Here is a 26,230-nt window from a genome sequence, read left to right as displayed (position 1 = left end):
ACACTTTTAGCACTATTACTATACTTAGGATGTACTAAGTGGTTGACCTATCTAGAAGACGCTTATTTTCAAGAAAAAACGTTGATAGTAGTTTGGTTCGCTTACCGTGGATTCAAAAACAAGAAAACTTCATCGAAGATTGCACTCGATGTGGCAAATGTTTGAATGTATGTGAGACCAAAATAATTGTTAGTGGTGATGGAGGGTTCCCTACCGTTGACTTTTCTATCGATGAATGCACATTTTGCTATCAATGCGCAGAAGTGTGTCCAGAACCGATTTTTAAAACACAAGATGAACCAGCTTGGGATGCAAAAGCAAGTATCAGCGAAAAGTGCTTAGCGAACCAAAATGTGGAATGTCGAAGCTGTGGGGATATGTGTGAGCCCATGGCAATTCAATTTGATCTACAAGTAGGTCGAGTTGCGAACCCAAAAATTAACGTTGATGAATGCAGTGGCTGTGGTGCTTGTGTTGCCGTTTGCCCTACTTCAGCCATCAATGTGAGCAATGTTCGCCAAGGCGAAAAACTATAATAACATTCGCTTCGGCGATAATAACGAGAGTAATTTATGGCACTAAATGAAGTGCATATTTCAAGTTTGGTTGTGCATGTTGCTCCTGAACACTTAGCTGAGATCAAAGCGCAAATCGAACAATTCGAAAATGCAGAAATCTATGGCGATAGTCCTAAAGGAAAAATAGTTGTGGTGTTGGAAACCGAAAACCAAGGTTATGTAACCGACACTATAGAAGCGATCAACGATTTACCAAATGTTTTAGGCACTGCTTTGGTTTACCACCAAATCGAAACCGACCTAGACGATATGGATACAGACACTGGAACTAACCATTCCCAAATTGAGGGTGAAGTATGAAAATGACAAGACGTGCATTTGTGAAAGCAAATGCAGCTGCATCAGCGGCAGCGGTTGCGGGCGTAACATTGCCAGCTACTGCTACGAATCTGATCGCTAGTTCAGACCAAACAAAAATAACATGGGATAAAGCGGCTTGTCGTTTTTGTGGTACAGGCTGTTCTGTTCTGATTGGTACTCAAAACGGTAAGGTTGTTGCGACACAGGGTGACCCAGAAGCACCTGTAAACAAAGGCCTCAACTGTATTAAAGGTTACTTCCTGTCAAAAATCATGTATGGCAAAGACCGTCTTGAAACTCCTCTTCTTCGTATGAAAGATGGCAAATATGACAAAGACGGTGATTTCGCACCTGTTTCTTGGGATGTTGCTTTCGATACAATGGCTGAAAAATGGAAAGCGGCACTGAAAAAACATGGCCCAACGGGTATTGGCATGTTCGGTTCAGGTCAGTGGACAGTAATGGAAGGTTACGCCGCCGCTAAAATGATGAAAGCGGGTTTCCGTTCAAACAACATCGATCCAAACGCTCGTCACTGTATGGCTTCTGCTGTAGGTGGCTTCATGCGTACTTTCGGTATCGATGAGCCAATGGGCTGTTATGACGATTTCGAACACGCAGATGCATTCGTTCTGTGGGGTTCTAACATGGCAGAAATGCACCCTGTATTATGGACTCGTATCACTGACCGTCGTTTAAGCCATCCACACGTAAAAGTGAATGTACTCTCTACTTATTACCACCGTTCATTTGAACTAGCAGATACTGGTTACATTTTTGAACCACAGTCTGACCTTGCTATCGCTAACTTCATTGCTAACTACATCATCCAAAACGATGCTGTAAATTGGGACTTCGTAAACAAGCACACGAACTTCAAGCAAGCAACGACTGATATCGGTTACGGCCTACGTGATGACGATCCACTTCAAGTGAAAGCAGCAAACCCGAACGTTGGTAAACTGCACCCACTTGATTTTGAAGGTTACAAAGCTTCTGTTGCTTCTTATACAGCAGAGAAAGCTTCTGAAATGTCAGGCGTTTCTGTTGAGAAACTGATTGAGCTTGCTAAACAATATGCTGATCCAAACATCAAAGTCATGTCACTTTGGACAATGGGTATGAACCAACATACTCGTGGCGTTTGGATGAACAGCTTGGTGTACAATATCCACCTTCTTACAGGTAAAATTGCGACTCCAGGTAACAGCCCGTTCTCACTTACAGGTCAGCCATCAGCGTGTGGTACAGCTCGTGAAGTTGGTACATTCTCACATCGTCTTCCTGCGGATATGGTGGTTAAAAACCCTAAACACCGTGCTATTGCTGAAAAAATCTGGAAACTTCCTGAAGGAACGATTCCTGCGAAGCCTGGTGCTCACGCGGTTAAACAAGACCGTATGTTGAATGACGGTAAGATCAACGCTTACTGGGTTCAATGTAATAACAATATGCAAGCGGGTCCAAATATTAATGCTGAACGTTTGCCTGGTTACCGTAACCCTGAAAACTTCATCGTTGTTTCTGACCCTTACCCAACAGCAACCGCTCAAGCGGCTGACTTGATTCTTCCAACCGCAATGTGGGTAGAAAAAGAAGGTGCTTACGGTAACGCTGAACGTCGTACACAAGCTTGGTATCAACAAGTGGGTACAGTTGGTGAAGCGAAGTCAGATTCATGGCAAGTAATGGAGTTCTCTAAGCGCTTCAAAATGGAAGACGTTTGGCCTGAAGAGTTGCTTGCAAAAGCACCTGAGTACCGTGGCAAAACTATGTACGATATGCTGTACAAAAACGGTCAAGTAGATAAATTCCCTATCGAAGAAGCTCGTGAATTGAACGACGATGCACACCACTTCGGTTACTACGTACAAAAAGGCCTATTCGAAGAGTACGCAGAATTTGGTCGCGGTCACGGTCACGATTTAGCACCATACGACGTTTACCACAACGTACGTGGTTTACGCTGGCCTGTTGTTGATGGCAAAGAAACTAAATGGCGTTTCAAAGAAGGCTCTGACCCGTATGTTAAGAAAGGTGCTGGATGGGAATTCTATGGTAAACCAGATGGCAAGGCTCTGATCATTTCAGCACCATACGAAGCGCCACCGGAAGTACCAAATAAAGAATATGACTTGTGGCTATGTACTGGACGTGTACTTGAACACTGGCATACAGGCACAATGACTCGTCGTGTTCCTGAGCTTTACAAAGCCGTTCCTGATGCACTTTGTTACATCCACCCTGCTGATGCAAAAGCACGTGGTTTACGCAGAGGTGATGAAGTTCTAATGGAGAACGCTCGTGGTGAAGTTCGAGTTCGAGTGGAAACTCGCGGTCGTAACCGTCCACCGCAAGGATTGGTATTTGTACCGTTCTTTGATGCTCGCATTCTGATCAACAAACTGATCCTTGATGCTACGGACCCACTGTCTAAACAGACAGACTTTAAGAAGTGTCCGGTTAAGATCACGAAAGTATCTTAAGCACCAGAACAGAAATGATTGCACTGGCAACCTAGAGTCTTAGGTTGCCAATCAAAGAATTAGCCATAAGGCGGAGAAATAAACATGAAAAAACTGATTATTGCCCTTTTATCAATCGGTGCTTTGATGACTGGTGTTGCTCAAGCTGAGCTTGATAACCCAGGCGGTATTGGTGGCGTAGAATCCCTACGTGGAGCTTCTGAACTTGAAGTAACACGTGCGGCAGACGATTTTAAACGTTTCCCAAGAGATCACGTAACATTAGACAGTGACTACGTATATCAGCCACCTCTTGTTCCACACACAATTCGTAACTACGAAGTGTCTCTTAATGCGAACAAATGTCTTTCTTGTCACAGCTGGAAAAACGCTAAAGAGATGGGTGCAACTAAAATTAGTGTCACTCACTACATGAACCGCGAAGACCAAGTGCTTTCAGATGTATCACCTCGTCGTTACTTCTGTCTGCAATGTCACGTTCCTCAAGCTGATGCTAAACCATTAGTTGAGAATGAATTCCAACGCGTTGATTCATTAAAATAATCATAGCCAAAGGCATAAGAGAGGCTATATATGAAATTATTAAAAGCGTTTTGGACCAGATTAAGAAGCCCAAGTAAAGCAGCTGTAGGTGTTGTTCTATTTATGGGATTTGCTGGTGGTCTTCTTTTCTGGGGTGCATTCAACACGGGTATGGAAGCAACTAATACGGAAGAATTCTGTTCTGGTTGTCATGCCCCTATCGTTGCTGAAATCCAAGAAACGGTTCACTACTCGAACCGTTCAGGTGTACGAGCTATCTGTTCTGACTGTCACGTTCCACACAACTGGACAGACAAAATAGTACGTAAAGTTCAAGCGTCTAAAGAGCTTTTTGCTTACTTTGTTACTGATACCATCGGTACTGACGAGAAGTTCAAAGCAAGACGTTCACACCTAGCAGAACGAGAATGGCATCGAATGAAGAGTAACAATTCTCAAGAGTGTCGTAACTGTCATGAATTTGAATTTATGGACTTTTCTGAGCAAGGCCCACGTAGTGTTAAACAACACTCTACCGCACTCGCTTCAGGTGAAAAAACGTGTGTAGATTGCCACAAAGGTATTGCACATAAACTTCCAGACATGAGCGGCGTTGAAGGCTGGTAATAGGAGTTACAGAATGAGTACTTTAGAATCAGTTATTTGGCATATTCTTGGCTACAGTGCAATGCCCGTGATTATTTTAAGCGGATTCGCTGTTGTTGCTGCCATCTCTGTTGGATTCCTTTCTCTAGGAAAAGACAAAGAAGTCTAAGTAAAAAAGCAATGGTTGAGGAGATATGATTTTGCCTATTTTGTAGCTCCTCTTTCATTTTAAGAAAACCCCGTTAATTCGGGGTTTTCTTTTATCTAGGGTAAACCATCGATTTGCCTAAGGTGCAGAATCGACTTCCACGGGCAAATAATGTTTAGGCTCCAACTTTAACCACTCAGGCAGCACTGTCCCTATCGAGATTGAAGACCATGTTCCGGTCAGAATACCGATAAACATTGCGGTAGAAAAACCTTCTAACGCACTCCCCCCCATAAGCCATAATGCGCCAACGGTAATTAACGTTGTTCCTGATGTCACCATAGTGCGAGAAAACGTTGCAACAACAGCTTGATCGTTAATCTCTTTTGTTGATAACGACTGTTTTGCAACAAGAAGCTCTCGCACCCTATCGGCTATGATAATTGAATCATTTAAGGAGTAACCGAGTATGGCGAGTATGGCTGCAAATACGGTTAAGTTAAATTCCATTTGAGTCAGTGCAAAGAAGCCTAAAACCAGTACCACATCATGCAATAGTGCCAATAATGAACCGCTTGCGAGTCTCCATTCAAAACGGAAACATAAATAACCCAAAATGCATAAAAGGGAGATCAACAATGCGAGCCCGCCTTGATCAACTAAATCTTGGCCCACTTGAGAGCCAACCATGCTATTGCTAACCACTTCAACATGGTTAGATATTGGAGCCAATAGAGGTTCAATATTTGGAACATCAGCGCCTAGTTCAGGTATAGCGTAACGAATTACCCAGCGCCCCACTTCTCCAGATGGTGTTACTCTTGTCTCTTCACCCAATTCAGGAGTCAATGAGGAGAGCAGTTGGTGGCTATCGACACTGGCATCTACTTGAATCTCAGTCACCATTCCACCCGTAAAATCGAGTCCCATATTCAGCCCTCTAGCCCCTAGAGCGAGTAATGAAACCGCCATTAACGCAATCGATACATAGCTAGTGAAATAGCGAATTTTGCGAATATTACTTTTTATCTGATTCATCATTACACCCTTACATCGCGGCGGCTATCACGGCCCCAAATTAGATTGATCATTGCTCGTGAAGCGAACACGCCTGTAAACATACTCGTAATAAGCCCCAACCCAAGCGTTAAAGCAAAGCCTTGAATTGGCCCATTTCCCATTGAGTACAGAATGACAGCCGTGATCATTGTGGTAATGTTTGCATCCAAAATAGTGCTTATCGCAGAACTAAATCCTTGATCGATGGCTTGTGCAAAATTCCGTCCTTCTGCTAGTTTGTCTCTTATCCTTTCAAAAATGAGAACGTTGGTATCAACAGCCATACCGACAGTTAAAACCAATCCAGCAATACCAGGTAATGTTAAAACTGCACCAGGTAACAAAGCGACCATGCCGAGTAAACAGACCATATTCGCCACTAAAGCGACATTCGCAATCCATCCTAACCTGCGGTACCAAAGCGCCATGAACGCAAGGGTCAAACCCATCCCTAGAGCTAGCGCTGCAAAACCATTGTGAATATTTTCAGCGCCAAGTGATGCGCCGATCGTTCTCTCTTCCACAATGGTTACTGGAGCAGTCAACGAACCCGCACGAAGTAAAAGCGCAAGTTGTTGAGCTTCGTCAATGGTTCCTGCCCCTGTGATTCTGAATTGACTACCAAGCTGTGATTGAATAGTCGCAACGCTAATCACTTTCTCACTTCGTTGTGAGTTACCTTGCGCATCTAGAGTGTACTCCCGATAGACCGTAGCCATTGGTTTTCCAATGTGCTTTCCAGAGAAGTCACTCATGATTTTGCCACCGGCGTGATCCAGTGAAATATCCACCTCTGCCCGACCCATCTTGTCAAAACTCGCTCTTGCATTGACGATATGTTCACCGGTCAAAATCGCTTTCTTTACCAAGGTTACCGACGCGCCATCGTTGTCAGCCAAAGTGATGTCACGGCTTGTTTTTGCTTCTGAAGGGGATTTAGCTTGATGAAATGCAAGACTGGCAGTCGCACCTATCACATTTTTTGCTTGTGATGGATCTTGTACGCCAGGTAATTCAATCCGAATCGAGTGCTCACCTTGTCGCTGGACTAAAGCTTCAGTAATACCTAACTCTTCAATCCTTCCACGCATAATTTTTAAGTTCTGTTGCAGCGTGATGGTTTGAAACTCAGTCTTATTTTGTTGTGATGGTTGAATTAACAATTGACCAGATGAACGCTTAACAACCCAATTTGGATAGCTTTTATTTAAGTATTCACGAATACGATTAAGATGATCAGCTGACTTCGCACTTACGAGAAATCCATCAACACCTCGGCTTACCACTTTTACTCCGCGTAAATGTTCAGCACGCAGCATCTCTCTCACTTCATCTTGAATGGCATCTCGTTGTTCTGAAAAAGCTTGGTCTACATCTACGTTAAGTAAAAACTGCACTCCTCCTCTAAGATCAAGCCCAAGTTTTATCGGATTGAAGCCTAACTCCCCAAGCCACTTAGGGGCAACAGAGACATACGAATAGGTAATACCATCCGCTTGTGTAATGGCTGAATCTAATATTTTACGTGCTCGACTCTGGGTATCTTCGTCTCGAAAAACCAAAGTCATTTGCTCTTTATTTTGTGTAATTTCCTGCGCTGATACCCCTGCATCTTTTAAGAATCGATCCAGTTTTGTGATTGAGGATAATGAAGACTGTAGAGCCTCGCTTTGAATCTGTATCGATGGTTGCTCACCGTACCAAGTTGGGATGGCGCTGAGAGCCAATAGAACCACTGCAACAATAAGAACCAGATATTTCCACATAGAATAGTGGTTCATGCGTTTTTGATTTTTTATATTTTTCATTTCTTTCATCTATAAGAATGCCCTTGGAATGAACCAAGTCAAAAAACAATAGAGACTACCTATCGAATAGGTATGGAGTTAAGTGAATCGTTAAATAGATGAAGAGGAATATTGGCTATTCAGGGCAACATAAAATGCGTTGCTCTCTTTCCAGCCAGAAATACGATAATTTGAAAGGATAATTTTCGAATACCAAGCGAAAGCTGGCATAGATTTTAGGGACGATAAGGTAAATTGGTATTGTGGCAGATCATCGCGGTTATGCGAGTCAAAACCTAGGTCATCAATGGTCTCTTGATCTCTAGGTGTATATGTCCAACGAATCTGATTAACGTTCGCATGGATGGGACGACGATGAAGATCGATTGAAATTGGTGGAGTGTCACCAATATGTAAGGAGTTCGGTGAACTCAACACTCGATTTAACTCAGCCTGAAACTCGCTCTCGAATGCCGCGTGATTGGTTTGAGGTTGGGTATACTCATTATTAGGGCTGATTTCTACTTGTACAAACGCCTGCGAGGGGAAAACCACCGCACACATAAATACAAGAATAGATCTTACCAGCACTCGAAACATAGCCAACATATATAGTAGTAAAGTGACAGTAAGTGGTGAAACGAACCCACTGCGAAAGTCTGAATAATAGGCCCAGTTATAGGAATGAACAACTAAAAAGATCTAAAAGCCACCAGAGCCAATAGACATCTGACAAATATCATTATATTACAATTACTTATAAAACAATTTTGTCGTTGATACATCTAAATAAATTTTGTTCTCTAGCTCCAGACCATCACAATAGACGAAATACACAGGTTCATCTTTATAATTGATGGAGCGGATCCAACCCTTAAGCTGTTCAAAGTCTTTCGGTTCACATTGGCCTTCGTTCAGAAGCTTCTCTGTCGCAGCTCGAAATTCAGCTCGGTAGTCCATTAAGTCATCTGACTCAGCAATATACGCATCTATAGTTTCAATACGTTCTTTTTTAGAAATAGTTGGTTTTTCAATGGCTAAAAATGACATATCGATCCAGTCAGCTTGCTCCAACTCTCCATCCCCATAAACGAAGTTTTCTGAGATTCGCGCCCAGCCGTCCTTTTTCTCAAGCACCTCAACGAAATCCGTTTTGTACAAGGCTCCAATAATAATACCGTCATTAGATGGACGATCCATAATATTGAGTTTGGCCGATGCCACATAAAATTCAGTATTTTCAGGTTTGGGGGTTAAATCAATGACCAAGCCTTCTGAGGGTGTCTGCTGTATTGGTGCGGTTTCTTGAGATTGATTTGCGGCATCAGAGTCGTCCTCTTGCATGAAAAAGAAATAATACCCAGCACCGGCCCCGCCGAGGATGGCTAAAATGACGATCATAATTATTACTTTTTTCATATGGATATATCTCTAAAGCAGTTGCCCAATATATATAGTTTTGAGTGTACAACAAGTTGACATAACCTGTGAGAGCTTTTAAAGGCAGCTGATATATAGATCTAATTTATCTCTTAGGCACTCCATCATTTATAAACCTATACTATATATAACTTCTCAGCACATTGGTTTTTATGAAGAAATGCATCAGATTTAGCCTGTATCTTGCGCTATTTTCGTTCAGTTTTTACTCAAATGCACAACACTGCACCGTTGTGACTTGGGATAAAGCTCAAAAGCAACATGAAGCGCTGGAAGAGTGGTATAACTTAAGTGCAGTCCAATTCAATGAACTTCTCTTTAGACACAAATCCCAAATCTTCATGTCCAAAGAGTTTACCCTTCAAGAGCTCACGACATTTTGGCACCCAGCAAAAGTTCATCTTCACGAAATACTGGAAGATCAAATTCAAAGCGCACTTAACTTAGCGACTCAACTGTCTCAAGCTTCAACACTTTTAAGCGAGAAGATTGATTCAATTAACGGCATGACTTTAACATGGCAACGTTTGAGTTCTCATTGCATAGAAAATAATTTAATCGCAAATCACACTGCTAGCCTTAAGTACGTTAAGTCAGCACAGGAGTTAAAATCTGACATTATCGCTTTAATGCTAAAAATTGAAACTCTTGAGCAACGTTACATCTATGAGGCTAAGGTGTTACAAGATGCGCACTTTATGTCAGATCTTGAATTTAATTCCAAAAAATAATGTTCATCCAATACCTCTACATTCTGGACACCTCAACATACCGGATTAACACAATTTATGAGTTTTAATTTACCTACCTAGCTGAGAGCCCCGTCCTGTAAGGCATACAAGAAGCGTCTTAATATGTATTGAATATAAATTCATCACACTTGATGGTTTTATCAACATAAACTCAGACGAAAACGAGAGCCATCTCACAAAAACATTTACAATCGCCCATTTTTTGTTTAATATAACTGTTCATATTGCTTCATAAAAAAACATAAAGTGGCTAGTAAATATGCATAAAATTATGGCTTTGAATCACCGAATGGACAACGATTGTCCAGTTGAAATAAGAACTAAATTAATTTCAGTTATAGAGCATATAGAGAAACATGGATTTGTCAGTGATTTAACGTTATGTAAAATTTTTGGTGAAATGATCTGGAACGATGGCATTGACTATCACTCCCATGCCCTTTCATTTAGAATTGATTCAACAACAGGTAATTGTCAGATATCTCAGTTGAAGTGCCATTAAAGCTCGAATAAATAGAAAGAGAATGTAGCAATACATTCTCTTTTTGCGTTAATCAGCTACTTTCTTTCCAACACGACCTTCTACCACAACCAAACTCTCCAAGTATGGCACTAGACAATTCACCTAATACCTGTTTCTTCATCAGTAAGTAGCCCATTGAGTTTTGATTTAGATGTTTATTGTTAGCACTTAACCCTTGCGCCACAACACTTCGTCAATTTACGGTTAATTTCGGCCTTATCGCTACTGAATAATTCATATATCTGCCTTAATCGCTTATATTTATACTATCTCTCAATCAAAGAAATAAATCCCATGAAAAAAATCATCTCTATTATCACTCTGGCAGCGTTAATGACAGGTTGCCAAGCAACTCAAAGGCAAAATGCCACTACAGGCGAAATGGAAACAAACTCTGCGACCAAAGGTGCGATTGCAGGTGTTCTAGCTGGCGTTGCGGTTGGTTTAGCGACAGGAGACGATGCAAAGGAACGTAAAAAATACGCATTACGTGGTGCTGCGGCTGGTGGACTAATCGGGGCTGGTACTGGCTACTATATGGATCAACAAGAGGAAGCTTTACGTCTTAAATTAGCGAATTCTGGTGTGCAAGTGAGACGTATTGGTGAAAACGAGCTTCAACTTGTAATGGAAAATGGTATTGGCTTTAGTTCGGGATCTTACTCTTTATCTTCAAGCATTTACTCGACACTCAATGGCATTGCTCTAATCTTAGTGGAATACCCTGATACACGCCTAGACATTATTGGCCATACTGATAGCTCCGGCAGCGATGCTACTAACCAAAAACTTTCTGAGCAACGTGCTCAATCTGTTGCGAACTACCTAGTCCGTCAAAATGTTGCGTCAGGTCGAGTTGCTAGTAAAGGTCTTGGTGAGCGCTTCCCTATTTGTACAAACTCAACATCACAGGGTAAAGCTTGCAACCGCCGCGTTGAAATCAATATCTTATCCCTCAAGTAATTCAAATTTAGGCTGTCTATCTTAGGCGGCCTACCAACATCTCTTTTATACCCAAAAATTCCTTTCTAATTGAGAATGATCAACAATATTTATTGCTTACTACACTCTTTAAATCGCCCCCTGTCTATCTTCAATTTTGATACTCTCTACATTCAACTACAAACTTCAGATTTTTTAATTCGCTTTTATGCGCTATCCACTATTAAGCCTCGCGATTATTCTTAACGCCATATCTAGATAACATATTTCAACTAAACCCTACCTTAAATTTTACTAATCAAGCATCAATTTTAAACTTGATAACCTCCTAAAATGCATGCTTCACCTCACAAAAGCAAATGCGCAACTAAACACATTAAAATTTGATGCACTCGTACCATTTTCATATATTCATGCGTGCTATAAACACTATGAAATTCATACTTAATAGCTAGTTAAACTGCAATCGTGATATTTTTGTTAAAGAAGAATCTAAATTTATTTACAAATTTAGCATAAAGCACTATTAAAAATGAAGGCGAACAGTGCCAATTGATAGGCACAAATAATTATATCCAAATGTCTGGAGCAAAACATGCAAGACCATAATTCTAGGTTTCCTACCATATCCAAAATTCTAATTCTGCGGCAGTTCTTATGGGGAGCCGCTTTCTATGGAACATTTGTTCTCTTAACTAAGTTTTTCCTAAATGACTTAAACTACAGTGAAGCTGATACCATAATGATGATGGGAGCGTTTGGCGCGGTAGGGCCTGTCTTTTCAGCCGTCGGTGGGTTTGTCGCTGACAAATTTATAGGGGCATTCCGCGCAGTCTATATTGGATATACGGCTTATTTAGCAGGGTTTATATTACTAGGCATTGGCGCAAGCAGCCTTAATATTCCTCTAAGCATCCTAGCTATTGCTCTCATTGGCTATGCTCGTGGCCTATCTGCTACCTGTCCTACAGTATTGTTTGGCAACTCATATTCAGAAACCAATCGCGATGCATTCCAGCAGGGTCTTACGGTAAACTATTCAATCAACAATCTCGGTTCTTTCTCTGCAAAATACCTCTTTCCTTTCTTAATAGCTTACCTCGCCTACCAAGGTGTTTTCTTTATTTCAGCTCTGTTGATGATGGGCAACTTATTGATGTTCTTTAAGTTCCGTAAGGAGCTCAGCAACGTCGGTAACCCAATAGATACAACACCTCTTCCGTTTATGACTTGGGCGATGTTCGTCGGTGGTTCGATTGCGGTGCTGGGCTTAGTTTTCTGGATATTCTCCAATCTAGATACTGGCAAATATATCTTGTATACGCTTGGTTTCGGTGCCATTGGTTACTTTATCTATGAGATAACACGGGCGACAAAAGCGTACCAATACAAAATGGTTGCGGTACTAATTACCGTTTGTATCTTGATCGTGTTCTACTTCTTCTATGGTCAAATGTTTACTTCAATGAATATGTACGCAATCAACTTAATGGGGGATACGTTACTCGGCTTTATTCCAATTCACCCTGAATCCAACATGGCATTCAACCCTTTATGGTGCTTTGTTCTTGGTGGTCCAATGATTCAACTTTATGCATGGTTAGATCGTAAAGGCTATTCTCCAACAATCCCAACTAAAATCGCTGGTGCATTCGTGCTAAGTGCGATCGCATTTTCATTGTTAGGACTATCAGCAGATTCAATGGGGCCCGACGGGAAAATATCCGCAAACTGGATCCTCTCTGTGCACTTCTTTCAATCTGCTGCAGAGCTAATTGTTGGTGCCCTTGGTGCTGGCTTCATCTTTGAGATGGTTCCTCGATATTTAGCAGCCTTCTCAATTGGATTACGCGCTGTCGCTATCTCACTAAGTGGTATTTTAGCGGCGGTTATTGCAACTAAGATAGCACTTCCTAAAGATATTGTTTTCACACACGAAGTGGTTGAATCTGTTTACACAGGATACTTCTACATGCTAGCGCAAATTGCAGCGTTCATGGCAGTGCTGACTTTCGGTCTATCGCGTGTCATTCAGAATCTAATTGAACGTGGTGAAGCTCTTGAAAAAGAAGAGCAAGAACAGAAACAAACGCTAGAACCTCAATTAGACAATAGCTAACATCTCAACTGGCCAATTTTAGTTAATAACTGAATATTGGCATGACGAAGGATGATAAACAAAGCGCTAAATGCATTCCATTTGGCGCTTTTGGTATTTTCAATGAAAATAACTGCTTTAAGATCTATTACTTAGGATGAGTAAACTGTTAGATTATTTGGTAGATCCCTTAGACAAGAAACACTGAGAACTTGTATGTCAGGAACAAAAATTGTCATCAAAGAATTAAAGAAGCAACTAAAACTGCACGAAATTCAATATCGAGATATCGCAACCCAACTTGAATTGAGTGAAGGCTCAGTCAAACGTCTACTCGCTGATGGAAGCAATATAAGTTTGACTCGACTGGAAAAAATCTGCCAACTCATCCGAATTGATCTAACGGAGCTTTTCCGTTTAGCCTCCCGAACCGACCAAGGTCTTCAAACATTATCATTTGAGCAAGAGCAGATGATCGTGTCGGATAAAGTTTTACTCTTAGTGTCAGTTAGCGTGCTAAACGGATTTAAATATGAGGAAATCATTAATCGCTATAACATCAATAAAAATGTACTGATTCAAAAACTCGCCGAATTAGATCGAATGCGTATCATTGAGTTGATGCCCGACAACCGTATACGCCTATTGCTTTCTCCTAAGTTTGACTGGATTGGTGGAGGGCCCATTCAGTCCTTCTTTCTGAAGGAAGTCTTACCTGAATTTTTTAATAGCTACTTTAGTCGCCAGGATGAAAAACTAGTAATGGCGACAGGACTAATGTCTCCACATACTAACCAAAAATTTCAGGGACAGGTTCAAAAACTCGTCGATGACTTTCACGAAGCGTGTGATGAAGACTCGAATCTAGATATCAATGATCGAAACGGTACCTCTATCGTCATAGCATTAAGACGTTGGCATTTCGATATGTTTGATACTGTCAGTTCTAACATCAACAAGTAACGTCATATGTTACTTCAAGTGGATGCATTATAAACTTCAATTGTTAAGCTTTATCTATCATCGTAATAAATGCCAAAATATTAACAAGCAAGATGAGCATTGAAGAATCAAGCCTCATATAAGTAATTGCATGTTAAAAGGGACAAACAATGAAATTACCCATATATCTATCTCTAACACTTATTATGATTACGTCAACTATGGGCTGTACAAGTACCCGTTACAGTTCAAGGTTATTAGTTGCACCACCGACGAAACATATCAATGTTGCACCTACACTGTACAACGTTGCGAAAGTAACAAAGGCATTGACTCCGATTGCTTTACGCTTAATGCAACCCATTGTCGTTGCACCCAAGATTATCATTACAAAATAATGCTACCGCACCCACCATACAAAATAAGCCTTCTGAAAACAGAAGGCTTATAGCGTCAGAGTTTTAATAAACATTAATATGCTAGCTTTTGATTACACTTCTGTTGCTTTGACTCTAAACATAATGGCATAAAGTACAGGAACAATAATGAGAGTCAGGATCGTGGCAAAGGTCAAACCAAAACCTAAGACAACAGACATCGACTTAAAGAATGCATCAAAATAAAGTGGAACAAGACCAAGCACGGTTGTTAGTGCCCCCATCGTTACAGGTCGTACACGACTTGTTGCCGCGTCTACAATCGCGGTGAATCGAGGTTTTCCATCATTGATTTCAAGATCTATTTGATCAACCAGTACAATAGCATTCTTAATCAACAAACCTGAAAGTGAAAGCAACCCAAGAATACCCATAAATTCGAGAGGCATCCCTGCAGAAAGTAAACCAATAACGACTCCAATGATAGCAAGTGGAACCACCATCCATATCACAAGTGGTTGACGAACTGTGCCAAATAGCACGAAGACAATGATTACCATCGTTGTTAAACCATGTGGCAGTGATTTTGCGAGCGCCTCATTTGATTCATTAGAATCACGGAACTCCCCTCCCCACTCCAATGAATAACCAGTAGGTAACTCAATTGCTTCTATTTTTTCCGCAAGTCGGCTACGTAACACGGAAGTAAGGATTCCGGGCTTTGGATCGGCTTCAGCTTTAATGCGCCAAATTCGATTTTCTCGCTTCATACGGCCATCGCGCCAAACTGTTTTAAAGCCATCAACAACTTGAGTTAGTGGGACGATATTACCCGTTTTCGAGCTGATCACCTGAATATTATAGATATCTTCTGTACTAACAACTTCGGAGTCCGGGGAGGTCGAAATGATTGGTATAATATCTTCGCCATCACGATATGATCCGATCTGCTGACCTGAATACGCGGTTTTTATAGCAAGCGCTACATCTTGAATTGTCACACCTGCCCTATTAGCTTTTACCTTAGAAAAAATCGGCTCGAGTACACTCACTTGATCACGCCAATCATCTTTTATCGAAATCGCATCACTATCACTGTGCATAATAGCCTTTGCTTCATTTGCAAGATGACGAAGAACTCTAGGATCAGGGCCAAAGAACTCAGCTTGAATTTTTGAGCCACCACCAGGACCTAACTGAAACCTCCAAACCTTAGCTTGCGCGTCAGGGAATTCAGAATTGATGTGATTTTGAACTTTTACAATATTTCCATCGATGCTTTGATAGTCGTCAACTTTTACTAATAATTGAGCATAAGACGAATTTGGCGACTGAGGAGCATAAATTAGCATATAACGCATGCCTCCGGCCCCAACAGAAGTTTGAATGGTATTGACACCGGGTAAAGACTCTACGAACTTTGCAATTTCCTTAATTTCTTCATCTGTTTTTTCGATAGATGTACTTTCAGGTAGCCATAAATCAACGACAAATTGAGGAGTTGTTGATGCTGGAAAGAACCCATTTTTAACAAAACCAAAACCATAAATTGATGTCGAAAATAATATGATTGTAATTAACGTTACTTTCCATCTATGATTAAGCATCATACGTATTAGCTTTTTATAACGAACTGTAAATTGGTTTTCTTTATCAATAACCGCTTTTTTTTCAGCTTGAAACATCGAATGACAAAATAGTGGTGTTAGACTAATAGCGAACAGCCAACTAAATAGTAACGAAATTAAAATAACCCAGAACAAGTGCCCTGTATATTCAGCAGTATTGCCTGGAGCGAAGCCAATAGGAGCAAAAGCAACACAGCCGACTAGTGTTCCTGCCAATAGTGGCCATTGAGTTTGCGATACAATTGACTTAGCGACATCTAAACGGTTGAGTCCTTTTTTAACTCCAATCAATATTCCTTCTGTTACAACAATCGCATTATCAACCATCATTCCCAAAGCGATAATCAAAGCACCCAATGAAATACGATGCATCGGAATTCCAGAAATATCCATTACAGCTAATGTTGCGGATACCGTTAGTATTAGAATTGACCCTATTATAAGTGAAGATTGAATTCCCATGAATATACAAAGTGTTATAATTACAATCACCAGAGCTGAGACGACATTGAGAGCAAAATTATCAATTGATGCCTCAACAGCCTCACCTTGATGGTAATAATTACTTACTTCAACACCAAGTGGTCTAACATTGAGAGAATCAACAAGTTTTTGATTAACAGCTTTACCAATCTCAACAATATTTCCACCACTTGTTGCCGACAAGCCAATAGCCAGTGCACGATGACCGTTATAGTAGTAAATCTTATCTTCGGGCTTAACCAGGGCTCGAGATACTTCAGCAATATCTCCTAGATAAACTAAGTTATCTGAGTCTGACGTCTGAACTAGTATATTCGAAATGGCATCAACTGAATTGATAGAGCCAGATGGTGAAATAGCAATTCGTCTTGTGCCAACGTTAACTTCTCCAGCATCTACAACTAAATTTTGTGTATCAAGGCTCTGGTAGATCGCATTGATAGATACCCCCAGATGCTGCATTCTCTCTCTAGAGAATTTGACGTAAATAGCCTCTTTTACTTCCCCACTTACATCAACTCTAGCTAGGCCATCAATCGACATTAAATCATTACGCAGTGTCTTAGCATATACCTGCAACTCAGGCATGGAGTAATCGTCGCCATATATAAAGAAATACATCCCGAATAGATCACCAAAATCATCAGCCACAATTGGGGTTGATGACCCAACAGGTAAAGAACTCGTAACATCTGAGATTTTATTTCTAAGCTTCCCCCATATTGCTTGTAACTCAGCTTTATTCTTAGAATATTCATATTTTATTTCAACAGATATTTCTGACTTTCCTGAAGATGAAATCGATGTCACAGACTTAACTTCTGTCATCTGTTGTATGGCACTTTCAATAGGTTCACTTAACTCTTGAGCAACTTCTAATGGTGTTGCTCCGGGGTAATACGAAATGACCTGCGCTTGTCTAATAGTAAACTCTGGGTCTTCAAGGCGAGGCATATTTATATATGAATTATAGCCAGAAACTAAAGTTAGAATAATGACAATAGTACAAAGCACTTTATTACGGATAGAGAACTCAGCTATATTCATTTAGCCTCCCATTCCGATACTTGCATGCCTTCAGATACATAAGACGCGCCACTAGTGATTACTTTATCATCAACATCCAAGCCGCTTGAAATTGAAATAAACTCACCAATTCCATCTTTGATTGTTATATTTTTTTTATTTGCTTTATTTGTCTCCGGATTTACGACCCAAACGTATTTTTCATCTCCAGATGATATAACCGCTTTCATTGGAATTCTTAAGATCGTATTTCTTATTTTGTTTGTAGCTTCAATTTCTACGGTTGCAGGCATTCCTGGCAAAATAACTGTTTTTTCAGGCGCAACAAAAGACATCGTTATCTCATAGGCTTGAGAGTTTGGATTAGGTTCAAGAGAAATCTCTTCATAACTGGCACTGAGTTTGTCGTCTCTTATTCCCTGAAGAATAACATACGATTTCGCGTTCGTTCTTTTATCAAGATCTCGAAGCGTATCGGCAGGAACATCAAATTTCACCTTAAATCGACTTGTATCAATAAAAGTTAAAACCTTTGACGCCCCACTAACATTGTCATATTGATCATAGAAAACGTCTGATACAACTCCATTAAACGGAGCGTATATATTTGTGTCTTCTAATGATTTTTGATCACTATTCAACGTGGCTTTTGCCGAAATCATTGTCGATTGAATTTCATCAAATTGACTTTTGGAAATCACTTTTTTATTAGCTAGAGTTTTCGCTCTTTCGTATGCCTTTAGAGCTTGATTATAAGACGCTTTAGATGATGCTAATTGTATTCTGAAGTCACGATCGTCAATTTGCGCAATCAAGCTGCCCTTTTTGACTTCTTGTCCTTTAGTTACGTTTAGTAAAACCAAAGTGCCACTTCTTTCAAATGAAAGATTGGCTGATTTGTATGCTTTGATTGTGGATGGAAACACCCATGTTTTAGATTCTGAAACCCGTGTAACAGTGAACGTTTTAACAGGTCGCACAACCGACTCTTCAACCTTCACCTCTTCTTGTACATCACCACAACCACCTAAGGTTACAACCATCATTAGTAATGATGTACTAAAAATCAGTCCGTTATTCTTTTTCATATAAGCCTCAAATCAGTATTGATGTCTATGCAGTTTACATTTACACAAGTCTATAAAAGGTGAAATTAGCAATGGTTATGGCCTTGAATTAATAAAAGCCAAAAACTGACATACATGTATCAAAAAGGGAGATATAAGATCTCCCTTCAATAAAACGTTAAATATTAAAGATACTTATCTTCAATGATGCCGCACATAATGCCTAGCTCTAGTTTGTTGGTGTTATCGAGACGCTTAAACTCCTTCATCTGAGCTTTCTTCATCTGTTTTTTCCACCACTCACCGCGAGTCGCTACTTTATATTTACCAATAACCGCGAAGTCAGCTTCCGCTTTCTCTGATTTGTTAATCTTACCCGCCAAGTGACATGCCGTGATTTGCGCAAACGTTTTACCCGCTTTCTCAGGCTTGCCTGCATTGGCATTCATCGACACAGCAAAAAGCGCAAGTGCTACAACTATTTTCTTCATTTAATACTCATCATTTGTCTGGATTAGATAACCAAAACCCATTTAAAAGGCAGTGCCCCTTATTTAGGGTAAATAATAAACACCTACCTACTTCATAGTCAATTATAATTGCAACTTTTAACCAACAATATGAACTCAACTGCATTAAACATACTTAACTTAAAGTAACGAATAAGGAAGGTTAAAATTTTGCAACAACTTCAAGCACAATGACTACAAAAAAAGGCAAGCATTGGAGTTAGCGACTAGGATTTACCTTAAATAACAAAATTAAACCTTTAACGAAAAATTGCACACCTTTATGACTTTGTTTTTTTGACCTTTAGATATAAAGGACTGAACCTCTGAGTACTACGACGTTTCCGTATGTAAATTAATATAAAGACGATATTAATTAGCAAGCTGTAGTGATAACCTAAATCGAAATGATAACTAATATCCAAAAGGTAACTATGAAAAAACCGACACCAAGTTTACTCACTGTGCTTAAATCAGTACAAATATCACCGAATATGCAAAGAATTACGCTACAAGGTGAATCACTTGCACATTTTCCAGATAACTGTGAAGGAAGTTATATCAAACTTATTTTTACTCAAACTGGAGACACAGATTTATCACGAATTAAAGAAAATGAACGGCCTGTGATGCGTACTTACACCATTAAGCACTTTTCTCTGCTTCAACGTACTATTGATGTCGATTTTGTACGCCATACCACTGATGATTGTCGCTGTGGTTTCGCTGCTCGATGGGCAATGCATGCAAAAACTGGCGATATCATCAATATTGCAGGACCGGGAAGTATTAGCAGTTTAAACGTAAATGCAGACTGGTTCTTCACGGTTGCCGACATGACAGCATTGCCTGCTTTATCAACGAAACTTCGTACTCTTCCTGATGACGCTAAAGGATATGCCGTCATAAAAGTCATTGAACACGCAGATATACAAACACTTGATACGCCAAAAGGCATAGAGGTTATCTGGCTAGTTAATAATGACACTCTCACGCCCAAGATCAAATCACTGCCATGGTTAACTGGAACAGCCTCTGTTTGGGTTGCTTGTGAGTTTGATACTATGCGAGAGCTACGTGATTACTTCCGCAATGAAAAGAAAGTGGCAAAAGAGAACATTTACATCAGTAGTTATTGGAAGAAAGGTGTCACCGAAGATGGACACAAAGTAATTAAACAGCAAGATTCGAATGAAGCGGGCTAATTACTTTTAATTTAGCTATAAATTAAAACTGAAAGAGAACGCATCTCTAATGCTACTCAGAAAAAGTAACACTTAGCACTAGAAAGCGTTCTTGGTTGCGTAATTCGTAGAGTCTGATTAAAATTACCACAAATTTCATTTATTTAAAGCGTTATAGAATGCTACTTATCGCATAATACCTCAGACAATTCAGCTTCTGAAAGTCCACACTCTTTTTTATGGGTCCCATTATGATAGGTCGTTAAACGCTCCCATTTCCCATTATTTTCGTGCGATGTCATAACTTGTGCAGGAAGGAGTTCATCATCATTGAATTCATTTTTAGTCCTCGACCAGTGATCCGCCCCGTGCCCTTCTTCACTGTAGAAGTCTGTATTAATAGTATTTCGAACAGGAACCAAGTCATCTTGAGTGATACTGTCTGTCACTCCAATTAAGTGCTCAAATCCACTTCTATTACCTTCATTGAAAGTATGCTCTGTATAGCTAATTAACTCAGCCCCCAAATAATCTTTAGTAACTAAAGCTTGAACCAAATGCCCATTCGTTAAGTTTTCGCATTCAGCCCAGTCAAGAACATTCTTGTACGATGTATTGCGAACCCCAGATGACTGCTCAAGAATAGTTTCTAGCCACTCACTTACGGAACAGTTATAACCATTGGTCGCCAATTCCAAACCAATCGTTTTTTCAATATTCACCCCATCCCGCTGCTCTGTTGACATGCTATGCTTAGCAAATAAGTTTAGCTTAGTGCCTAAGTCTGCAGACATCACATACGTCTCAGAATTAAAGTTCCCATTTGAAATTTGAACAAATTCATAACGATACCAGTTGTCATCATAAGCACTACCAGAGCTATCCCATTTACCTAAAAAGTACTCTACCCATGCAAGGCTTGCATTAGGCTTAGTAGTTAATAATTCTTTCGTCTCTTCATACGATTTTTGCAAGCCTGGTACTATGTCTTGTGCGATTTGATGAAGAGAAACATTCTCTGATTCAACATAGTCCCCGTACAACTCGTCAACCGTTATATTATATCGGCTTGCCACTCGTCTTTCCTGTTCAACCAAACGCTGCGCGATGTCTTCTCTTAACTCTTGCTCATTAAGAATAGATTTACAACTCAGCTCATCGGAACCTTTGGTACGGAGCTCTTGTTCAACTTGTTGCCAAACAACTGAAGTCAAGGGTGTAAGATTGAGAAGGTCTCGATCTGAACTCAATGCAAACTGGGGTGGAAATACCATCGAGTAAGCATCTTCGATTGGTGTATTTGGGAAGTCCATATCAATGGCACCCTCAGGCACTTCCACTACTACGGGAACATATTGTGCACACTCGGCAAAACTTGCTGGAATGTTTAAATCAAAGTCACCTTGATCTTGAGTAACCGTATAAGGTTCATTTAAATCCATTACATTATTAAAATTAAGATCAAGATATACTGTTGCACCACTAATATATCCATCAATAGCTTTACCTTTTAAAGTAGCTGAACTCCCTCCAGCGGAGCTCCCACCACCGCCTCCACATGCAGATAAAGCTAGAGCCAAAACAACGACAAGCACTTGTTTATTTTTATTCATTTTAATTCCCTTATAGATATTATTTAGATAATTCATGTATGGTTTTTGTTAATTCTAAATTTTGATAACCACAGAACTGAATCGTCGGACGATAAGCCGGGTATTCTTGTGCTCCTGCTTTTTCTAGCCTTTGACGGATATGAATGGGTAAGTTTTTTTTCAATGACCATAAAAGTGTTGAATGAGAAAAATCCCTATAACTTGGATCAGCACCATATTCTAAAAGCAATGAAATAATCGACTCACTACAATCCTCTCTTGCTAGAGCTGCGAAAAGAGCAGAAAAGCCATTCCCATCTCTTTGATTTGGGTCTGCTCCATGCTCCAACAATTCTTTCACTGCCCAATAATGGTTATGCCTACCAGCAGCTTCAACCAGTGGTAACATGCCGTTTGAAGCCTTTTGTGTAAAAGTATCACACCCCATGCAGTAGCCCTTAAACAGGAGGTAATCTTCGGTTAGGACAGCCAAAAGTAGCCAGTCTGCGGTATGTAATGGCACCTTGGCTCCATACAGTAGATAGAGTACTCGAAACTCACTTAACACCATCTTGGGATCATCTGACCACCAACCATAACCTTTGTTCAAATTCACCTTGGCGCGAGCACTATAGTTTGCAGGATGCTTCAGTTTATTTAAGGCCTTTCTTAGCTGTTCATTTAACCAGCTTGATACGAGGTTAAGATCTGCATAAGCCAGTACAAGATCAAAGTTGGGATGACTAGGTTTAATCGTATTAAGCATAGCGTCATCAACTGAAGCACCAAGTCTAAACATAGTCTGAAGCTGCTCCCTAGCAAAACCAAAACGTAAGCAACACAACCTAGCCAACTTAGTTTGCGTCTGTTTGTTTAATATAAAAAATCTCTTAGATACAAACTGCCTATCAAATCGACACAGATCTTTATGATAAATAGATTGCAGCAATAATGCCGCCCAGTGAGTGTTATCTAATTTCGCTACAAACTCATCACTAAACACTTGTTCATATAGAACTCGATACCTTTTATTTTTCAGTACTTGAAGGACGATATTAAATTCAATTTCGCAATTTATTGCCATAAGTTGAAGTTCGGCTATAGCGCCACAGCAAATGTGTTGATTTACTTGCTGTTCAATATTCTTAGTCATTTAGTTAACTCCCAAGAACGCTTTAATTTCATGTACTTTTTGTTCAGCTTTTATCTCGTCACCCACCAAATCTTTATGCTTCTGCATGTGTACATAACTTATCTCTTCAAGTTCTCGCGCTCGACGCTGATAGCAATCTAAACGATTATCTGTCGTATAAAACCAAGTCGTTGGGCCATTCTCTGCGTGCTCCCTCATCAACTTGTTGAAGTTTTTGATTTCGTGCCACAAATGATCCGATTGTTCTCGAAGTGTCTTATATTTAGCCTGAGCATCTTGCAGGTCATTCTGAGTATAATGTGGGGACGGGGGGATTTCAGCCTGCGTCTTGGCCGGTTTCTGCCAAACTAACCAGTTATTCGCACCTAATGATTGGCCAGCAAGATTTTTTATCATCCATAAAAAAGAGTACGCATTATCTAACTCTGATGTCATACATGCCGCAGTAAACATATGGCAATTATCAAACAGTAAGTTATAGTCTTTTTGGCCAACGTCATTTTTATATTGAATAGCTCGATCTGAAATTAAAGTTGAACCGACAGGGTGTATACCTTGAGAGCTAACATAAATATTGATGCCTGTACCACCATTAGTAAACTCCTCGGGTGAAACCTCTGCAATACACCCTTGGCTATTAAGTTCAACAATTCTTCCATTACCAATGTATATACCTGAATGCTCCATAGCATCGCCCAATAACCCAGTGTATAGAATGCTACCGATCTTAGGTTCATCAACAGTTTGTTTGAATTCTTTATCAACAAAGTGCGTAACAATACTATTGATACCTAAAACGCTGACTATTTTGCTTAACATTGAATATTTCCCTCCTGTAAGCTATTAAGCTCACTATAAACAGGGATATGACGTAATGTGCCGCAAGAAGAAAAAAGTAGCGTATAATTAACGCCACTTTTTTTAAGGAAGATATACTATTTAAATGATCACAACGGATGGTTTGATAACTTTTCCTGATTTGATATTGATATAACCAAAAAATAAAATATTTCTTATGTTCCCACTCATATTTACACTGCTATTGTGTTTTATATGGCTCTGTGTATCGAATTTATCTGCTACTTTAACAGCTTGACGCTCAAACATTGGATACGCAAGTTGAAAGCGTTTGAAAAGAAGCTCAAATAAGATAATGATACGTTCTTGATCTGGATTGTGACCATTAACCACTTCACTTTTAACATAATCCCAAAAATTTGAAATGTTCTTTTCTTGAATACCACAAGCAATTAACCCTTGAATGCTTGTATCCTTAAATATGCCTTCGGTGGATTTTTTAGTTTGAAAAGAGAGATCTTCATAAAGCTCTTTTATACGTAGATCTTCTTCAAACGAATCTCGATAGAAGGCAATTTTTTGCTCTTGATATTCATGCGTATTTGTCAAGGATCGTAATTTAACTTGTACGGTTCGATGTTGCTCATTAATGTCAGATAAAGTCTGATTTTTTTTATGTAGCTCAGATTTCAAATTCGAGAGATCGGACTCTAACGCATTCTTACCATGATTCAATTTGGTAATAGTAAGGTTATTTTCATTTAAGGCAGCTTCTTTTAAGCCTAACAACGACTTCAGCTTCTCAATCACTGCTTTCATTTCCTGATTCTCACCTTTAATTTGTTCAATTAATTGGCTATCTTGACTATTAGCAATTTGGATCGAGTTTTCTTCATACATATCAGAATTATCTTGGCCAAAACATGTTGAAGGCGATTCGACAACACTATCAAAAGCGTCACGTTGAAGATTTTCGGTAGAGATCGTATCAAGTGACTCAGTGAAAATTTGATCCAACTTTCTGCGAATATCAATATCATCTAGTAAAATCATTAAACCCTGCTTTAAGGTTTGGTTATCATGCGGTGCTTCATTCACTGTGAGTACCTCGTGAAAAACCTCTGGTCACTTTACGGTAATGATTTTGTAAACTGTTGTTATCCGGGTTTGCTCGTTGCTCTACTTGCGTTGCATGAAATTCCTTTTCCGTGCTAATAGCATCCTCTTTACTGCCCTTGCCTGAACCTATGTTGATAGCATCAAAAACATCTGGATATAGCGTAATGTGTAAATGAGCGAAATTATAACTGTCAATTATCCATTTAATTGACCTTTCACTATTAGTGAATACATCCGATATGGAAATACTTGAGTCAATTTCAAACGAATCGATATCTGACATAAGTACGAATGCTAATTTCTCATTCTCACAATATTCAACTTTCGTTTTAAATTTGTCCCAATAATCATTATCTGATATCCATACTTCTCCAGAAAAACGAATAACTTCTAAATTACCATCAACAATACGGTCTGTTTTCACTTTGTTATTTTTTACTTGAATGCAAAAATCAGCCATTACTTACTCAGCCCCATTACTTTATCTTCAATTTGCTCAAATGATAACTCAGGCTCTAGCTTTTGATAGGCTTCAACTAAAGCGTCGCTATGCTTGTCCGTCTCATCAAGTGTTAGTTCGTTGTTCAGGTACAATTCATAGTCTTCAAGTTGTAATTCTTTCTCTTTATAAATCTTTATTGTTTCAACGATTTCGTTCGCTTCAAGATCTTGAGACGCCACCGTTGCCATAAAAGCAGGTGTTACCGTTGCATCTAATTTCTCATTAATCCCTTTCAAGGTAATAGATGCACCAATTGAAGAGCGAGCTAATAGTTCTTTCTCGTCAAGACTATCAAATGTCTCTTGATCAAAAGTTACATTGTTTTTTAGATGGTCAATATATTCATTGATAGAGTCGAAATCTTCTGGCTTTTTATCACTCAGCATCGCCCGTTCACCTAATTCTTCCATTGTATCTTCTGGACGAATAATACCTAACGAGATACCCACAGCTTTAATCGCATCGGCAACTTTTTCAGCAATACTGACTCCTAAGCTCGCAATACTGGTTGCTGCACTTACAATACCCCGCCCAATATTAGATACAGCACTGCTAACCAAGCTACATGCACCACTTACACAACTACAAATACTACTTAACAAGCCCATC

25 protein-coding genes are annotated in these 26,230 nt (G+C 39.7%); 12 read left to right on the top strand and 13 right to left on the bottom strand.

The features are described from left to right. Nucleotides 1-38: 38 nt before the first annotated feature. The 6 genes from napF to OCV39_RS18795 all read left to right on the top strand — a co-directional run bounded on the left by napF (nucleotide 39) and on the right by OCV39_RS18795 (nucleotide 4,661). Complete coding sequence (napF, locus tag OCV39_RS18820; RefSeq protein ID WP_261889684.1) at nucleotides 39-536, top strand: ferredoxin-type protein NapF; 498 nt, start codon at nucleotides 39-41, stop codon at nucleotides 534-536. Nucleotides 537-572: 36 nt separating this feature from the next. Beyond that, a complete protein-coding gene (locus OCV39_RS18815; protein WP_017051228.1) occupies nucleotides 573-878 on the top strand; it encodes a chaperone NapD in 306 nt (101 codons plus the stop codon). Further along, nucleotides 875-3,364 carry a periplasmic nitrate reductase subunit alpha gene (napA, locus tag OCV39_RS18810; protein ID WP_261889683.1) on the top strand — a complete coding sequence of 830 codons (2,490 nt, stop codon included), beginning with the start codon at nucleotides 875-877 and terminating at the stop codon, nucleotides 3,362-3,364. Before OCV39_RS18815 ends, napA begins: the two co-directional genes overlap by 4 nt. A gap of 84 nt (nucleotides 3,365-3,448) precedes the next feature. Beyond that, on the top strand, nucleotides 3,449-3,907 hold the full coding sequence (locus OCV39_RS18805) for a nitrate reductase cytochrome c-type subunit (protein WP_113798026.1): 459 nt from the start codon (nucleotides 3,449-3,451) through the stop codon (nucleotides 3,905-3,907). Nucleotides 3,908-3,937: 30 nt separating this feature from the next. Beyond that, nucleotides 3,938-4,513 carry a NapC/NirT family cytochrome c gene (locus tag OCV39_RS18800; RefSeq protein WP_017051225.1) on the top strand — a complete coding sequence of 192 codons (576 nt, stop codon included), beginning with the start codon at nucleotides 3,938-3,940 and terminating at the stop codon, nucleotides 4,511-4,513. 13 nt (nucleotides 4,514-4,526) lie between these two features. After that, nucleotides 4,527-4,661 carry a TIGR02808 family protein gene (locus OCV39_RS18795; RefSeq protein ID WP_017051224.1) on the top strand — a complete coding sequence of 45 codons (135 nt, stop codon included), beginning with the start codon at nucleotides 4,527-4,529 and terminating at the stop codon, nucleotides 4,659-4,661. Between the two features lie 117 nt (nucleotides 4,662-4,778). On the opposite strand, the gene secF is transcribed toward OCV39_RS18795, so the two are convergent. The 4 genes from secF to OCV39_RS18775 all read right to left on the bottom strand — a co-directional run bounded on the left by secF (nucleotide 4,779) and on the right by OCV39_RS18775 (nucleotide 8,905). Next, nucleotides 4,779-5,681, bottom strand: coding sequence for a protein translocase subunit SecF (gene secF, locus OCV39_RS18790; protein ID WP_017051223.1), 903 nt, complete (start codon nucleotides 5,679-5,681; stop codon nucleotides 4,779-4,781). Next, complete coding sequence (gene secD, locus OCV39_RS18785; protein ID WP_261889682.1) at nucleotides 5,681-7,516, bottom strand: protein translocase subunit SecD; 1,836 nt, start codon at nucleotides 7,514-7,516, stop codon at nucleotides 5,681-5,683. Before secD ends, secF begins: the two co-directional genes overlap by 1 nt. A gap of 81 nt (nucleotides 7,517-7,597) precedes the next feature. Beyond that, nucleotides 7,598-8,077: a hypothetical protein gene (locus tag OCV39_RS18780; RefSeq protein WP_147239175.1), complete on the bottom strand. Its 480-nt coding sequence runs from the start codon at nucleotides 8,075-8,077 to the stop codon at nucleotides 7,598-7,600. Between the two features lie 162 nt (nucleotides 8,078-8,239). Then, nucleotides 8,240-8,905 carry a hypothetical protein gene (locus OCV39_RS18775; RefSeq protein ID WP_261889681.1) on the bottom strand — a complete coding sequence of 222 codons (666 nt, stop codon included), beginning with the start codon at nucleotides 8,903-8,905 and terminating at the stop codon, nucleotides 8,240-8,242. A 173-nt stretch (nucleotides 8,906-9,078) separates the two neighbouring features. Here OCV39_RS18775 and OCV39_RS18770 point away from each other — a divergent pair, with 173 nt between their 5' ends. The 5 genes from OCV39_RS18770 (at nucleotide 9,079) to OCV39_RS18750 (ending at nucleotide 14,581) form a co-directional block, all read left to right on the top strand. Continuing rightward, the gene (locus OCV39_RS18770; RefSeq protein WP_261889680.1) at nucleotides 9,079-9,657 is read left to right on the top strand and encodes a hypothetical protein; all 579 of its coding nucleotides are present in this window, start codon (nucleotides 9,079-9,081) and stop codon (nucleotides 9,655-9,657) included. A gap of 838 nt (nucleotides 9,658-10,495) precedes the next feature. Further along, nucleotides 10,496-11,164 carry an OmpA family protein gene (locus OCV39_RS18765; RefSeq protein ID WP_017051218.1) on the top strand — a complete coding sequence of 223 codons (669 nt, stop codon included), beginning with the start codon at nucleotides 10,496-10,498 and terminating at the stop codon, nucleotides 11,162-11,164. 574 nt (nucleotides 11,165-11,738) lie between these two features. Continuing rightward, the gene (locus OCV39_RS18760) at nucleotides 11,739-13,262 is read left to right on the top strand and encodes a peptide MFS transporter (RefSeq protein WP_261889679.1); all 1,524 of its coding nucleotides are present in this window, start codon (nucleotides 11,739-11,741) and stop codon (nucleotides 13,260-13,262) included. A 195-nt stretch (nucleotides 13,263-13,457) separates the two neighbouring features. After that, nucleotides 13,458-14,204, top strand: a complete 747-nt coding sequence (locus OCV39_RS18755; protein WP_261889678.1) for a helix-turn-helix domain-containing protein — start codon at nucleotides 13,458-13,460, stop codon at nucleotides 14,202-14,204. A gap of 149 nt (nucleotides 14,205-14,353) precedes the next feature. Beyond that, on the top strand, nucleotides 14,354-14,581 hold the full coding sequence (locus tag OCV39_RS18750) for a hypothetical protein (RefSeq protein ID WP_261889677.1): 228 nt from the start codon (nucleotides 14,354-14,356) through the stop codon (nucleotides 14,579-14,581). Between the two features lie 92 nt (nucleotides 14,582-14,673). On the opposite strand, the gene OCV39_RS18745 is transcribed toward OCV39_RS18750, so the two are convergent. The 3 genes from OCV39_RS18745 to OCV39_RS18735 all read right to left on the bottom strand — a co-directional run bounded on the left by OCV39_RS18745 (nucleotide 14,674) and on the right by OCV39_RS18735 (nucleotide 19,255). Then, nucleotides 14,674-17,718: an efflux RND transporter permease subunit gene (locus tag OCV39_RS18745; RefSeq protein ID WP_261889676.1), complete on the bottom strand. Its 3,045-nt coding sequence runs from the start codon at nucleotides 17,716-17,718 to the stop codon at nucleotides 14,674-14,676. Continuing rightward, nucleotides 17,715-18,785 carry an efflux RND transporter periplasmic adaptor subunit gene (locus OCV39_RS18740; protein ID WP_261889675.1) on the bottom strand — a complete coding sequence of 357 codons (1,071 nt, stop codon included), beginning with the start codon at nucleotides 18,783-18,785 and terminating at the stop codon, nucleotides 17,715-17,717. Before OCV39_RS18740 ends, OCV39_RS18745 begins: the two co-directional genes overlap by 4 nt. 164 nt (nucleotides 18,786-18,949) lie before the next feature. Beyond that, nucleotides 18,950-19,255: a hypothetical protein gene (locus tag OCV39_RS18735; protein ID WP_261889674.1), complete on the bottom strand. Its 306-nt coding sequence runs from the start codon at nucleotides 19,253-19,255 to the stop codon at nucleotides 18,950-18,952. Nucleotides 19,256-19,707: 452 nt separating this feature from the next. On the opposite strand from OCV39_RS18735, the gene OCV39_RS18730 reads away from it, so the two are divergent. Continuing rightward, a complete protein-coding gene (locus OCV39_RS18730; RefSeq protein ID WP_261889673.1) occupies nucleotides 19,708-20,478 on the top strand; it encodes a siderophore-interacting protein in 771 nt (256 codons plus the stop codon). 161 nt (nucleotides 20,479-20,639) lie between these two features. On the opposite strand, the gene OCV39_RS18725 is transcribed toward OCV39_RS18730, so the two are convergent. The 6 genes from OCV39_RS18725 to OCV39_RS18700 all read right to left on the bottom strand — a co-directional run bounded on the left by OCV39_RS18725 (nucleotide 20,640) and on the right by OCV39_RS18700 (nucleotide 26,229). Next, complete coding sequence (locus OCV39_RS18725) at nucleotides 20,640-22,070, bottom strand: hypothetical protein (RefSeq protein ID WP_261889672.1); 1,431 nt, start codon at nucleotides 22,068-22,070, stop codon at nucleotides 20,640-20,642. 19 nt (nucleotides 22,071-22,089) lie between these two features. After that, nucleotides 22,090-23,202, bottom strand: coding sequence for an ankyrin repeat domain-containing protein (locus OCV39_RS18720; RefSeq protein ID WP_261889671.1), 1,113 nt, complete (start codon nucleotides 23,200-23,202; stop codon nucleotides 22,090-22,092). Then, complete coding sequence (locus OCV39_RS18715) at nucleotides 23,203-24,021, bottom strand: C40 family peptidase (RefSeq protein ID WP_136995344.1); 819 nt, start codon at nucleotides 24,019-24,021, stop codon at nucleotides 23,203-23,205. It abuts the gene before it with no gap. Between the two features lie 120 nt (nucleotides 24,022-24,141). Next, the gene (locus OCV39_RS18710; protein ID WP_261889670.1) at nucleotides 24,142-25,098 is read right to left on the bottom strand and encodes a coiled-coil domain-containing protein; all 957 of its coding nucleotides are present in this window, start codon (nucleotides 25,096-25,098) and stop codon (nucleotides 24,142-24,144) included. Continuing rightward, entirely contained in the window at nucleotides 25,091-25,579 is a 489-nt protein-coding gene (locus OCV39_RS18705) for a hypothetical protein (RefSeq protein ID WP_261889669.1), read from the bottom strand. Before OCV39_RS18705 ends, OCV39_RS18710 begins: the two co-directional genes overlap by 8 nt. Then, nucleotides 25,579-26,229: a hypothetical protein gene (locus OCV39_RS18700; RefSeq protein ID WP_136995341.1), complete on the bottom strand. Its 651-nt coding sequence runs from the start codon at nucleotides 26,227-26,229 to the stop codon at nucleotides 25,579-25,581. The genes OCV39_RS18705 and OCV39_RS18700 overlap by 1 nt, the downstream gene beginning before the upstream one ends. Nucleotide 26,230: the final 1 nt, after the last annotated feature.

Source organism: Vibrio cortegadensis (assembly GCF_024347395.1).
Classification (GTDB): Bacteria; Pseudomonadota; Gammaproteobacteria; order Enterobacterales; family Vibrionaceae; genus Vibrio; species Vibrio cortegadensis.
Note: the sequence above shows the minus strand (reverse complement) of the source record. Positions and strands in the feature narration are given on the sequence as shown.